The organism is Bacillus sp. RE35 (assembly GCF_052146655.1).
Classification (GTDB): domain Bacteria; phylum Bacillota; class Bacilli; order Bacillales; family Bacillaceae_G; genus Bacillus_A; species Bacillus_A cereus.
Genome location: NZ_CP197377.1, coordinates 4712045 through 4724699, shown reverse-complemented (window position 1 = coordinate 4724699; position 12655 = coordinate 4712045). Strand labels below are relative to the sequence as shown.

Genomic DNA, 12655 nt, shown 5'->3' with positions numbered 1-12655 from the left:
TCATACGTATAAAAAAGACACTTCAAATGAAGTGTCTTTTTTTACCTTAGTGATACCCTTTAGCAGAGTCTTTATGAATTTTATTTTTAAATATACTGTAGCTCCAAAGCTGATATCCAATAACGATTGGTACCATGATCATTGCAACGAAGAACATAATTTTTAAGTTTAATTGACTACCAGCTGCGTTGTATAACGTTGTACTGTATGCATCGTTAATACGAGATGGTAACATTCTTGGGAACATACCTGCAAAGCCAGTTGTCATAAACATTGCGATTGTTAGGCAAACGAATGTGAATGCAAGGCCAATTTTATGTTTGTACACCATAATTAGTGCGAGTACACTCATTAGCATTGCAAGTACTGGAAGAATGAATAGTACCGGATATTCCGTAAAGTTTTGGAATAAGTTTGTTCGATTAGCAGTCGCTACATAGAAAATAGCTAAAATGATAGCAGCTGCCATTGAAAACGGTCTTGCGATTTTATAAGCACGATCAGATACTTCACCAGTCGTTTTAATCATGACCCAAAGGGCACCGGATACGACAAATATAGCAGTGAAGAAAAGACCACCTAATATACCGTAATGGTTTAGTAAGCTAAGTAAATTTCCTTCATAGCCATTTTTTCCGATTTGTAGTCCGTAATACAAGTTAGCAAATGTAACACCGAATAAAAAGGCGATTAAGAAACTGCCAATTGCAAATGCCCATTTACAAGTTTTTTGCCAAATTGGTGAATCATCTTTATGCATGAATTCCAGTCCAGCGGCACGAGCAAATAGTGCAAGTAATACTAAGAATAACGGTGTATATAAATAACTAAACATATTAGCATATGTGACTGGGAAGGCAGCAAATGTTGCGCCACCAGCTGTAATTAACCATACTTCATTACCGCCCCAGAACGGGCCAATTGCTTCTTGTAATTGATTTCGTTCTTGTCGGTCTTTCGTAACGAAGGGAAAAATCATTCCGTTACCAAGTGCATACCCGTCAAGAATGAAGTAAACTGTCCAAATCACGCCCCATAAACCGAACCAGATGATTGCAAGCATATCATGAGACATGAGCCACACCTCCCTCAGTAGCAGGTTCTTCTAATGCGGCAGGTCCTTTTTTCGCGAACTTCAGCATTAAGTATACGTCTGCGATTAAAAGTAAAGTGTAGAATAAAATTAAACTAATTAATGAGAACCAAATTTGCGGGACAGATATAGGCGATACAGATTCTGCTGTACGCATTAGTTTATATACTGTCCATGGTTGGCGACCTACTTCAGCGACAATCCATCCTGCGTTAATCGCAATATAAGGAAGTAAGACAGACCATATTGTAATTTTTAAATAACGTTTTGAGTTTTCTAGTTTTCCTTTTCGGTTCAAATAGAAGCCATACCAAGTTAATGCCATAAAGAACATACCGAGTGCAACCATTAAGCGGAAGCTATAATACACGAGGTTAACATTTGGACGTTCATCTTTCGGAATATCTTTTAAACCAACAATTTCGCCATCAAATGAATTTGTGTAGAAGAAGCTTCCGAGTTTTGGAATCGTAAGGAATTCAAAGTTCTTCTCATTTTTTACATCAGGAATTTGAACAATTGAGAAGCCTTGTCCTTTTCCAGTTTCCCAAACTGCTTCCATCGCAGCTCCTTTTGCGGGTTGATATTTAGCTGCTGATACACCAGATTGATGTCCCATAAACGGTGTAATTGTTGCGGCGAATAAGCCTAACATTAAGCCGAACTTAAATGATTTTTTGAAGAATTCAACTTCATTTTTACGTAATAAGTGATAGGCACTAATTGCCATAACGAAGAAAGCACCAACAATATAACAACCAACTACAGTATGGAAGAACATATTCCAAGCGTATGGATTCGTAACGAGTGCCCAGAAATCATTTAATTCAGCGCGGCCGTTACGTACTACGTAGCCAACAGGGTTTTGCATAAAGCCGTTTGCTGTAATAATCCAAAGGGCGGAAATATTTGTTCCAAGTGCAACCATCCACATGCAGAAGGCACGGAACTTTGGTGAAATTTTGTCTTTACCGAATAACCATATTCCCATGAAAGTAGATTCTAAGAAGAAGGCAACAAGTGCTTCGATTGCGAGAGGTGATCCGAAAATGTCTCCCATATATTTGGAGTACTCAGACCAGTTTGTTCCAAATTGGAATTCCATTGTAATCCCGGTTATAATCCCCATTACGAAGTTAATTGTAAATAATTTACCCCAGAAATTTGCCATTTTGCGGTATGTTGGATTCAATGTGCGGGCGTATTGAGTTTCCATACATGCCACCAAAATAACAAGTCCGATTGTCAAAGGTACAAATAAAAAGTGATAAAAAATAGTAATTGCAAATTGAAAACGACTCAGTAACAGAACGTCGGACATAATAAATATTCACTCCTTTTTTACATTATCTACAATCAGTTTATAGTGAAAATACGTTTAAAGTATGTGAAACTTGTTACAAAGCTGTGTGTATATTTTGAAAGAATTATGTCGATTATCTGAAAATATCTTATTTTTACTATAAAGCGATATCCTTTTTGAGTTTTTCATATTTTGGTACACTATTTATGTAGTGTAAATGAGAGAAAAGAGGGTTCCTTACTATGAAGTCATTAGAAGAGATTTTGCAGTACAATGAGAAATTTGTTGAAGAGAAAAAATATGAAGAGTTTGTAGCGGGGAAATTTCCAAACAAAAAGATGGTAATTATTTCTTGTATGGATACACGACTTGTTGAACTATTACCGAAAGCGATGAATATGCGTAACGGTGATGTGAAAATTATTAAGGTAGCAGGAGCTGTTATCTCACATCCATTCGGAAGTATTATGCGTAGTATTTTAGTTGCTGTATATGAACTTGGTGCTGATGAAGTTTGTGTAGTTGGTCACCACGATTGCGGTATGGCAAAAATTCAGGCAAGCAGTACAATTGAGAAGATGAAAGAGCGCGGTATAACAAATGAGAAATTAGATACACTCCGTTATTCTGGAATCGATTTAGAAAGATTCCTACAAGGGTTCTCTAGTGTAGAAGAAAGTGTAGAACATAGCGTATCGATACTTCGCAACCATCCGTTACTTCCAGAAGAAGTACCTGTTCACGGTCTTGTTATCGATCCTGAAACAGGAAAATTAGATTTAGTTGTGAATGGTTACGACAATTAAGAATTTACTTTGTCATCCTTTTTATCTGGGACAGGATCAAATCCTCCCGGGTGGAAAGGGTGACATTTTAATATACGCTTACAAGTAAGCCAAAAACCTTTGAGTGCACCATGTTTTTGAAACGCCTCTAATCCGTAATGAGAACAAGTCGGATAAAAACGGCATGTTGGTGGTGTCATCGGAGAAATGAATTTTTGATAAAAGCGTATAATCCCAATAAAAATCTGTTTCATAACGGTCTCCTTTTCAGCATATTCTTAAAGTATTATAGCACGACTGTACATAATACTTTACTAATGTGCATTTCCGTTATATCATATTGGATATAACGGAATTAAATTAAAAGCGGGAGAGATGTTGTATGCCATCAGTAGAAAGCTTTGAATTAGATCATACGATTGTAAAGGCACCTTATGTAAGACATTGCGGAGTTCACAATGTAGGTAGTGACGGTATTGTAAATAAATTTGATATTCGTTTCTGCCAACCGAATAAACAAGCAATGAAACCAGATGTTATTCATACGTTAGAGCATTTATTAGCATTTAATTTACGTAAATATATTGATCGTTATCCGCATTTTGATATTATCGATATTTCACCGATGGGCTGCCAAACAGGATATTATCTTGTAGTAAGCGGAACACCGACAGTACGAGAAATCATTGATTTATTAGAACTAACATTAAAAGATGCGGTTCAAATTACAGAAATTCCAGCTGCAAATGAAACGCAATGTGGTCAAGCGAAGCTTCACGACTTAGAAGGAGCACAACGCTTAATGAACTTCTGGTTAAGCCAAGATAAAGATGAACTTGAGAAAGTGTTTGGATAAAAAGGAAAACTGCCTGTGAAAGGGCAGTTTTTTTATTGTACTAAGAGCGAACATACTCTTCTTTTTTATGAAAATATATTAGATACTCCAACATATAAAACAAAGGCAGAACCGAGAAAATAAACAAATGCTTTTGCTTTTTCCCGTTTCTTCATTTCATCAATTCCAAAAAGGATAAACATAATACTTAAAAGGATAAACACGTAAGGTAAAAGAATAGTGAAGTTTGCAAAGAAGCTAAATAGGGCGAGAGAAAGAGCGATAGTGGCGATTATAATTTGAATGTTTTTTAACATGGAATCCCCCTTAAGTAGAAAGAAATAGTTACTGAGAGAAAATAATTATAAATGCTAAATTGATCGAAATTTTATTCTACATGTAGCGAAAGAGTTTGATATTAAAAAGAAGAATATGAGACTAGAAACGAAAAAATACGGGATACTCATTAATTCCTAGAAGAATAAAGGAACAACTGAGAATAAATTGTACGTATGGGAGAAGTGAAAAATTATCGGTAAAATGGACATAAGTGCTTAGAGTGAGTAAGAGAAGCATGAAAAATGCTAAAAAAATCCGTAATATAGTTAGAGTTAGCATCGTATAGCCCCCTTTAGACCATTTACTAGAATATTTCTGTGAAACCAATAAATAAAGCAGCGGCTCCTGCTAGTAGAGCGAGCACACTACCTCCTGTTTGCTGTTTTAATATTTTCTCTAAACTTGTGGTGAGGGCCATACCTCCTAAAAAGATGAACATATAAGGGATTATTTCTCTATTACCAGTAAAAAATCCATAGATTGCTATAGATAAGGCAATAAGTGATAAAGTAATCCGTCCCCATTTTAGCATAAAAGACCTCCTCTATTTTATGTAGGTAATAATGAGAACAATCCAAATGAAAGCACCGGCAATAATACAAATAAGTCCAGTTGCTGATTCCCTTTTCTTTATTTGTTCAAATGCGATGAGAAACATTAAAGCCCCTAATAGAAATTGTGAAAGAGGTAAAGAATTATTTTGACCTGTATATAATCCAATTGCCGACATAACGATCACAGTGAGTGCTACTATGATGCGAAGTATACGAAGCATATTAGGAATTCTCCTTATTCTTTTTTGTATAAGGATTGTCTTCTAGTTTATCGACGGAATGTTTATAAGCATAGCCTTTATTAATTGTCATGACGGAGAGTACGAGGATGATTAGGACGATGATAATACCGATAATTAATATTTTGAACATAAAATCCCTCCTTTTCTTTATTTTACATAATTTTGTAATTGATGAAAACAATAGAAAATAAAAGGATGAAAGAAGGGTGTTACATGGAGACGAAAAAAACATATTATATATCAATAGGAAACGGTCAAATTTCACAAGTGAAGACGGCGGATACGTATAATTTTGAGATTTCCGCAAATGATGAGGAAATTACGGAATTAAGAGAGCACTTTGATCAAGCATATGTAGAAGATTTAGGGTCATTTGTACGCTCCCACGTTCCATTTGTTGAGTATCATCACGATTCAAATAATGACCGATATGATGAACAACTGCAAAAAGCATATAAAATGATTTACGATTTAGGAAATCATGAGACGAAAGAATTAGTCGCACAAATGGGAATAATCAATGGATTGTAATTGGATAATATTATGCAGAAAAGCGAGAATATGCTACAATTTGTGGTAGGAAAAACTTGTAACCATCAATAGGGGAGTAATGGCATGTACAAATTTAAAGATTATTACCACAACACTGTACAATTATCGTTTGAACGTTATCCATTTTCTCCTGAGCCAAAGCATGTTTGGGTTGTATGCCGGTACGGGGATCAATGGTTATTAACGCATCATTTACGTCGCGGTCTTGAATTTCCAGGTGGTAAAGTAGAACTAGGGGAAACACCGGAAGAAGCGGCAGTTCGAGAGGTTCATGAAGAAACCGGCGGCATAGTTTCTGATTTAACTTACTTAGGACAATACAAAGTATCTGGAAAAGACAAAATAATCATTAAAAACATTTATTTTGCAACAATTAGTGCGGTAGAAGAACATACGCATTACGAAGAAACGAAAGGGTCTGTTTTATTAAAAGACATTCCTGACAACATTAAAACGAATAGAAAATTTAGCTTTATAATGCGCGATGACGTATTAGCGCGTACGATGAAACATATAGAAGAAATCGGCTGTTTTACGAAGTAAAGTAGCCGGTTTCTTTTTTTGTATGTAAGAATAAATGTAAACATATCTTTACATTGTTTTGGGGATATTATACAATTTTGTAAAGATATATTTACATTTTAGGAGGGGGAAGATGGATAAAAGAAACGAAACGACTGTTACTGTTTCGATGGTTAAATTAAACTTTTCTTTATTTTTTATAATAATTGCTTTGTCGTTTGGAATTGGTTATTTGCATATATTTCTTTCAGGTGGGGTTCAAGTCGAAGTTACATTATTAACGATGTTTCTTTTTATTATCGCAATGATTGTTCTCGTTTGTATTCATGAAGCGATACATTTAATTGGCTTTCGCTATATCGGAGGTGTTCCGTGGAGTGAACTAAAATGGGGCGTTAATTGGAAATTAGGTGTTGCATATGCTCATTCTAAACAGGCGGTTACAGTAAAGCAAATGAAGAAAGTGTTAATGCTTCCGTTTTTACCAACTGGAATTTTGCCAATTGTATTGGGATTAGCTATGAATCTGGAGCCACTCTCATTTTTAGGAATTCTACTAACAGCAGGGTGTATCGGCGACATTGCCGTATATCAAAAAGTTTCAAAGTTTCCAGATGATGCGCTAGTAAAAGATCATCCGAGTAAACCGCAGTTTACAGTATATGAATAATAAGAGGAGGCGTTTTTGAACAACTGCCTCCTCTTATTATTTTTTGTCGGTAAATCAATATATTGTGAAAATTGTTGATATAATTTAATTACTATTATTGTATTTTTATCTCCACCTCCACCTCTAAAAACGAAAGCACCTCCAACAAATCATCTACGATACGTGAATGCTTAAAATCACCCCAAAACGAATCTTTTTTCCAAACACCAAGAATCCCTACTTGTTCAGAACCAAGCACATCGTTTTCTGGATGATCTCCAATATAAAGACATTCTTCTGCTTTCACATCTAGTCTTTGCAAAGCACGTTCGAAAATTTCAGGATGAGGTTTTTTAATTCCTTCAGCTTCTGAAACGAGAATGGTGTTTGTATACGTATGTATATGTAGTGCTCGAAGGTTGCTCATCTGAAATTCAGTAAAACCGTTTGTGATAATACCAATTTTAATGTTTCGCTGTTTTAACTGTTGAAGTAGTTCATGCGTGTTTTTGAAAGGAATACAATGATGTTGGAAGTTTGTAATATAGTCGTGTAGTAGTTGCTCTTGCGTTAAAGTAGTAATGTTGTATTCGGAAAGGAGAGTAGCATATACTTTATCCTTCCACGTATAGCCATTATTATCGAGTTCAAGAAATCGAGAACAATACTCTGATTTCTCTATACTCATCAAATGTGAGGAGAAGCGATTATATTGCTCATAAATAAATTGTTCTAAAGATTGGCGCCGATCTAATAGTGTTCCATCTAAGTCGAATAAGATTGCACGAATCATGAGAAGCCTCCTTGGAGTTTTTATAATTAATTATCGCATATTCGCAAAAAAATGATTATGATATTTTGTAGAATGGAATAATGGGGGATTGTATGAAGAAACTGTATGGCAAGTTAGTGTGTTGTATTATAGCAAGCAGTTTAGTTGCAGGATGCGATAGTGCTATCGAGGTTACGAAAGAAAAAGAAATTTGTAAAACAGAAGAAGAGTGTACGCAAATAGGAGATAAAACATTACAAAAAGTATATAAAAAGATAGAGGGACTTTCAGAACTTGAAAAAGTAGAAGATTATGACATAGAAGAGTATGAAAGTGTGAATATGAAAGAGGCGGAACAGAAAAAAGAAAAGGATGACAATTATTTCTTTTTAGCTTCTTATTATATCGATGGTGATGAAATTGTAGATCCTTATTTTGAGAAATTGGATCGTAAGAGATTGAATAAAGTTTTTGCAGATGACGAAGTAGCAAAAGATGATTTGTTAAGTCAGCGACAAGATAGAGAGTATCATGAAACCTTATGGGACATGTATCGCACTCTCGTCCCAGTGAAATATCGTGAGAATATAACAGGATTTGGTCTAATAACGGATGGTTATGATGGCGTTGTTGCCCATGTCATGCCAAGTATAGATGACCCGAGAGATTGGGTGCTTAGTTTAGACGTGCTTGATTCTGGGGTGAATATAGATGAAGTGATGAAAACATTAATTCATGAAACGGCTCACGTATTAACGATTGGACATAAACAAGTACCAGTGGATAGAAAGTATTTAGAGGCGTTTGATGAAGAGAAAGACATTTCATCATATCGAAATAAATGTAAAACGGTGTTCGTGAAAAATGGATGTGTGAGAAAAAGTTCGTATATTAACCAATTTTATAATGAATTTTGGAAACCAATTGAGCAAGAGTGGACAGAAAAGAAAGTAGAAGAAAGTGAAGAGGCACAAATTGAATTTTATAAAGAAAAGCATGATGATTTTGTATCGCTATATGGAACAACAAATGTAACGGAAGATATCGCAGATACATTTACAGCGTTCATTTTACAAGATTCAAAAAAAGTGAAAGAAGGAACAGAGTTAAAATATAAGAAAATTGCTTTCTTCTATCAGTTCCCTGAGCTTGTAAAAATGAGAGCGGAAGTGCTGTCAGGATTATATGATGTTTCGAAAACGATAGAACAACAAAGTGGAGACTAATGTGAGTTATGCTTTCGATATAGTTTCGTTAAAGAAAAGCGTGAAGAATTTTTAATTCTTTGCGTTTTTTCTTATGTTGATAAAATTGAAAATTCTGTATTTTTATCAAAAAGAAGAAGGAACTGGAGGCACAAAAGAGAATTAGTATAAAAATGTCACAATTTAGACACAATTATAATGCGCGTGTTGTAGGGACTATAAGTTTACTCTCGAGGAGGTAATGAAACGTATGAAAACGATTCTTGCTGTTGCTGGTCTCATTTGGGTAATGTCTCACGGTTTTCCGATTTTTGAAGGGGAGCAAATTCGTAGTGCTTTGAATGAAAAGTTTAATGATTATCATGTGATAGATCGAAAAGATAATGTCGTTACAGTACGTGTGAAAGACTGTTTCCATACAGTTACGGTTGCGGATGGAAACATTACAAATGAAACGAAAATGTGTGATAAAAGGTAAAAGAAAGAAGCTGACTATAGCGCACTGTTTTGAGTCAGCTTCTTTTTCTTTTTCCAATTAGAATTTTTTCAAATGCCTCAACAAATACATACATAAGAGTTGCAAGAACACATGTGAGTAGTACGCTAAGTAAGACGAGTGTGAAGTTAAAGACTTGGAATCCGTAGCTAATTAAGTAGCCAAGTCCTTGTTTGGAAACGAGAAGTTCTCCGAAAATAACACCAACCCAGGATAAACCAACATTTACTTTTAACGTTGAGATAATTGCTGGAAAGGATGCAGGGAGAACGACTTGCTTATAACATTGCCATTTATTTGCGCCAAATGTGTCCATCACTTTTATATAGTTAGAATCGACTTCTTGAAATGCACTGTAAATAACGAGAATGGTAATGATGATGGAAATGATTACTCCCATTGCGATAGAAGATGAAATGTTTGGACCGAAAATAACGATGATGATTGGACCGAGTGCAACTTTTGGCATTGCATTTAGGACGACGAGGTAAGGATCAAGTACGCGGGCTAGAAGTGGCATCCACCAAAGGAACGTGGCAATAATAGCACCGAGTACCGTTCCGAGAATGAAGCCTACTCCTGTTTCCAGCAATGTCGTCCATATGTGGACCCAAAGTGAACCGTCGATCCATTTCGTTAAGAAGAGATCCCAAATACTCGAAGGAGAGCTAAAGAGTAAAGGATCAATCCATTCTTTTTTGCTAGCTATTTCCCATAGTGCAAAGAAAAGAATAAGTAGTAAAAGTTGTAGCGAGCGAGCAATCCAAGCGCGTCTGCGTTCGTTCTTTCGAAATTGTTCATGTAGTTGTTTTATATTATCCAAGTCGTTCCAGCTCCTTCCATATATCTTGAAAGAGGGCTGGGAAATCGTAGTGATGGCGTGCTTCTAACGGTGATAAAGAACGGATACTTTCCGGGACGATAAAGGTTTTTGCGATTTTTCCGGGATTCGCTTGCAGTAAATAAATACGATCACTCATCGCGATCGCTTCTTCAATATCATGAGTAACAAGTAGTGATGTTTTCTTATATTTATTTAGTAAGTTGAAAACGAGTTCTTCTAGTTTTAATTTCGTTTGATAATCGAGTGCGGAGAATGGTTCATCTAGTAATAAAATTTTCGGATCAGTCGCTAATGTTCGAACGAGAGCGGCACGTTGACGCATACCGCCGGATAGTTCACGAGGGTATTGTTCTTCTACACCATGAAGACCGACTTGTTTTAAAAGATTTAAAGTATGTTCTTTCATCTGCTCATCATAAATCTTTCGAATATGAAGTCCAAGCATAATATTTTCTTCAATCGTTTTCCAAGGGAATAAGTAATCTTGTTGCAACATATATCCCATAGATGATGTTTTCGTTGTAATCGGTTCACCATCTAAAAAGACAATACCATCAATTGGATCAAGTAATCCAGCAATGATTGAGAGGAGCGTTGTTTTACCGCAACCACTTGGGCCGAGTATAGAAATAAATTCGCCTTCTTCCACTTGTAAGCTCATATCTTCAAGAATAAGTTTGGCATTCTCTTTTGCAAAAAAGCAGTGAGAAACGTTACGTATTTGTAAAAAACTCATACACTTCGCCTCTATTTCTTAATAACGCTTTCGGCAATTTTTGTATTGACGAGCGCTTCATGTGGGACTTCTTTTTGTAATTCACCAGCGTCTTTCATAATCGTTTGGAGCTGTTTCCATTCTTCTGCATCTAGTAGTGGATTTGTCGCATAAGAATGTTGCTTTTTATACCGTTCAATTACTTTTACTGTAATGTCTTTTGAAGTGTCTTTAAATAGCGGGGAAACAGCATCAGCAATCTCTTCTGGACTATGTGTATCAACCCATTGCTGTGCTTTATAGAGTGCACGTGTGAACTTTTCAGCAGCAGCTTTATCTTTCTTTAAGAAACTTTCTTTTGCCATGAATGTTGTATAAGGAACAGTACCAGATTCATTTCCGAATGAAGCGACGATATAACCTTTACCTTCTTTTTCGAATATGCTTGCAGTCGGTTCAAAGAGCTGGACAAACTCTCCTGTACCAGATGCAAAGGCATTTGCAATATTAGCAAATTCGATATTTTGGATTAAGTTCGTATCTTTACGAGGATCAATGCCATTTTTCTTTAAAACGTATTCCCCAACCATTTGCGGCATGCCGCCTTTACGCTGTCCTAAAAATGTAACACCTTTTACGTCATTCCAATTAAAAGAGTCTAGTTTTTTACGTGAAACTAAAAATGTCCCATCTGTTTGTGTAAGCTGTGCAAAGTTAATGACAGGGTCTTTCGCTCCTTGTTGATGAACGTAAATAGATGTTTCAGAACCGACGAGAGCAATATCAATTCCGCCAGATAATAGGGCGGTCATCGTTTTATCGCCACCAGCTGTTGTTTGTAGGTCAATATTTAGTCCTTCATCTTTAAAAAATCCTTTTTCAATCCCAACATATAATGGGGCATAGAAGAGAGAATGGGTAACTTCGCCGACGCGAATGTTTTGAGTTTGTTCTTTCGTACCTTCTTTTTTACTACTACAAGCAGCAAAAGTAAAAACAGCTAGTAACATGATGCAAAAAATCGCGATTAATTTTTTCACTATATAACACCTCCTAGAAGTCACTCTACAAGCATGATATGTAGGTAATCGCCCATATGTGAGTGTAGATAGCAGGAATTTTTTTGGTGGTAAAGAAGTACAAATATAAGGGGTGATAAAATGGAGTACGAATACGATGATAGCGTACATTTACATCTTGATTATTTCGGGACAGAATGTGATATGGAATCGATTGCTTATAAGAGAAAGAATGAAGACGTATGGGATGTGTATTTTAATTTTGGAGTATACGGTATTCAGAAAGACGATGTAGAGTTAGGTAGGTTTATGGATGAATATGCCGGTTATTACGTTTTTTCTGTACATGCTCGCGATCTTAGTTGGGAATTTGGAAGTGCCCAGTTTGAAGAGTGGGTTTTGAAAAATCGGATAGTAGAAAAAACGCTACAAAAATAGGAGGAATTTTGTGATTGGATTTCTCATCTTATTATTTATTTTGTGGCCGGATTTTTTATTATGCAAATGCTTATTTACCGATTTGCAAAGAAAAACATCCATAAATATACAAAAATAAAATGGTTTCATATGTGGCTACATATGAAAAAAGGCCCGAGATTAGATTTTTTTGATTTTGTAGTTACAGTACTCGTATGTATCGTATGGAAAATATGGCTGCTTCCTTTTATATAATACACATGCTAATCATCTTCTCTTTTATCATAAAATAACGAAAAGAACCTGTCTTGTG

Annotated in this window: 19 protein-coding genes and 1 pseudogene; 9 read left to right on the top strand and 11 right to left on the bottom strand. The window is 35.7% G+C overall.

Translation table 11 applies throughout. The features are described from left to right. Window positions 1–46: 46 nt before the first annotated feature. Both cydB and cydA read right to left on the bottom strand, forming a co-directional pair. Window positions 47–1075 carry a cytochrome d ubiquinol oxidase subunit II gene (gene cydB / locus ACTL4X_RS24200; RefSeq protein WP_000017661.1) on the bottom strand — a complete coding sequence of 343 codons (1029 nt, stop codon included), beginning with the start codon at window positions 1073–1075 and terminating at the stop codon, window positions 47–49. Beyond that, a complete protein-coding gene (gene cydA / locus ACTL4X_RS24195; protein ID WP_001286188.1) occupies window positions 1065–2414 on the bottom strand; it encodes a cytochrome ubiquinol oxidase subunit I in 1350 nt (449 codons plus the stop codon). The genes cydB and cydA overlap by 11 nt, the downstream gene beginning before the upstream one ends. 224 nt (window positions 2415–2638) lie before the next feature. Here cydA and ACTL4X_RS24190 point away from each other — a divergent pair, with 224 nt between their 5' ends. Then, a complete protein-coding gene (locus ACTL4X_RS24190; RefSeq protein WP_048656633.1) occupies window positions 2639–3202 on the top strand; it encodes a beta-class carbonic anhydrase in 564 nt (187 codons plus the stop codon). Here ACTL4X_RS24190 and yidD read toward each other — a convergent pair. Further along, on the bottom strand, window positions 3199–3435 hold the full coding sequence (gene yidD, locus ACTL4X_RS24185; RefSeq protein ID WP_000809334.1) for a membrane protein insertion efficiency factor YidD: 237 nt from the start codon (window positions 3433–3435) through the stop codon (window positions 3199–3201). The genes ACTL4X_RS24190 and yidD overlap by 4 nt on opposite strands. A 128-nt stretch (window positions 3436–3563) precedes the next feature. On the opposite strand from yidD, the gene luxS reads away from it, so the two are divergent. Then, entirely contained in the window at window positions 3564–4037 is a 474-nt protein-coding gene (gene luxS / locus ACTL4X_RS24180) for an S-ribosylhomocysteine lyase LuxS (RefSeq protein WP_001141371.1), read from the top strand. A 65-nt stretch (window positions 4038–4102) separates the two neighbouring features. Here luxS and ACTL4X_RS24175 read toward each other — a convergent pair whose 3' ends face one another. The 4 genes from ACTL4X_RS24175 to ytzI form a co-directional block, all read right to left on the bottom strand. Then, on the bottom strand, window positions 4103–4333 hold the full coding sequence (locus ACTL4X_RS24175) for a YczI family protein (RefSeq protein ID WP_000916668.1): 231 nt from the start codon (window positions 4331–4333) through the stop codon (window positions 4103–4105). A 326-nt stretch (window positions 4334–4659) separates the two neighbouring features. Next, window positions 4660–4887, bottom strand: a complete 228-nt coding sequence (locus tag ACTL4X_RS24170; RefSeq protein ID WP_086692046.1) for a DUF3953 domain-containing protein — start codon at window positions 4885–4887, stop codon at window positions 4660–4662. Between the two features lie 12 nt (window positions 4888–4899). Next, the gene (locus tag ACTL4X_RS24165) at window positions 4900–5130 is read right to left on the bottom strand and encodes a DUF3953 domain-containing protein (protein ID WP_000944458.1); all 231 of its coding nucleotides are present in this window, start codon (window positions 5128–5130) and stop codon (window positions 4900–4902) included. Between the two features lies 1 nt (window position 5131). Continuing rightward, the gene (gene ytzI, locus ACTL4X_RS24160; RefSeq protein ID WP_000472794.1) at window positions 5132–5281 is read right to left on the bottom strand and encodes a YtzI protein; all 150 of its coding nucleotides are present in this window, start codon (window positions 5279–5281) and stop codon (window positions 5132–5134) included. An 83-nt stretch (window positions 5282–5364) separates the two neighbouring features. On the opposite strand from ytzI, the gene ACTL4X_RS24155 reads away from it, so the two are divergent. From ACTL4X_RS24155 to ACTL4X_RS24145, 3 genes are all read left to right on the top strand, one after another. Continuing rightward, on the top strand, window positions 5365–5682 hold the full coding sequence (locus tag ACTL4X_RS24155) for a hypothetical protein (protein ID WP_000448409.1): 318 nt from the start codon (window positions 5365–5367) through the stop codon (window positions 5680–5682). 84 nt (window positions 5683–5766) lie between these two features. Then, complete coding sequence (mutTA, locus tag ACTL4X_RS24150) at window positions 5767–6246, top strand: antimutator 8-oxo-(dGTP/GTP)ase (protein ID WP_000276385.1); 480 nt, start codon at window positions 5767–5769, stop codon at window positions 6244–6246. A 112-nt stretch (window positions 6247–6358) separates the two neighbouring features. Next, a complete protein-coding gene (locus tag ACTL4X_RS24145) occupies window positions 6359–6895 on the top strand; it encodes a DUF3267 domain-containing protein (RefSeq protein ID WP_086692049.1) in 537 nt (178 codons plus the stop codon). Between the two features lie 94 nt (window positions 6896–6989). Here ACTL4X_RS24145 and ACTL4X_RS24140 read toward each other — a convergent pair whose 3' ends face one another. Continuing rightward, window positions 6990–7667: an HAD family hydrolase gene (locus ACTL4X_RS24140; protein WP_065212183.1), complete on the bottom strand. Its 678-nt coding sequence runs from the start codon at window positions 7665–7667 to the stop codon at window positions 6990–6992. Between the two features lie 92 nt (window positions 7668–7759). Between ACTL4X_RS24140 and ACTL4X_RS24135 the strand changes: the two genes are divergently transcribed. After that, window positions 7760–8872, top strand: coding sequence for a hypothetical protein (locus ACTL4X_RS24135; RefSeq protein WP_071740510.1), 1113 nt, complete (start codon window positions 7760–7762; stop codon window positions 8870–8872). 229 nt (window positions 8873–9101) lie between these two features. Further along, entirely contained in the window at window positions 9102–9329 is a 228-nt protein-coding gene (locus ACTL4X_RS24130; protein WP_000849112.1) for a hypothetical protein, read from the top strand. Between the two features lie 34 nt (window positions 9330–9363). Here the strand turns inward: ACTL4X_RS24130 and ACTL4X_RS24125 are convergent, their stop codons facing one another. The 3 genes from ACTL4X_RS24125 to ACTL4X_RS24115 are packed head-to-tail and all read right to left on the bottom strand — an operon-like array spanning window position 9364 to window position 11946. Next, the gene (locus ACTL4X_RS24125) at window positions 9364–10170 is read right to left on the bottom strand and encodes an ABC transporter permease (RefSeq protein WP_000368798.1); all 807 of its coding nucleotides are present in this window, start codon (window positions 10168–10170) and stop codon (window positions 9364–9366) included. Beyond that, window positions 10163–10927, bottom strand: a complete 765-nt coding sequence (locus tag ACTL4X_RS24120; protein ID WP_000009022.1) for an ABC transporter ATP-binding protein — start codon at window positions 10925–10927, stop codon at window positions 10163–10165. The genes ACTL4X_RS24125 and ACTL4X_RS24120 overlap by 8 nt, the downstream gene beginning before the upstream one ends. An 11-nt stretch (window positions 10928–10938) precedes the next feature. Then, window positions 10939–11946 carry an ABC transporter substrate-binding protein gene (locus tag ACTL4X_RS24115; RefSeq protein ID WP_000733143.1) on the bottom strand — a complete coding sequence of 336 codons (1008 nt, stop codon included), beginning with the start codon at window positions 11944–11946 and terminating at the stop codon, window positions 10939–10941. A gap of 120 nt (window positions 11947–12066) precedes the next feature. Here ACTL4X_RS24115 and ACTL4X_RS24110 point away from each other — a divergent pair, with 120 nt between their 5' ends. Next, entirely contained in the window at window positions 12067–12363 is a 297-nt protein-coding gene (locus ACTL4X_RS24110; RefSeq protein WP_000455580.1) for a DUF3986 family protein, read from the top strand. Between the two features lie 10 nt (window positions 12364–12373). Next, window positions 12374–12597 (top strand): annotated as a pseudogene (locus ACTL4X_RS24105) (hypothetical protein). Window positions 12598–12655 lie beyond the last annotated feature (58 nt).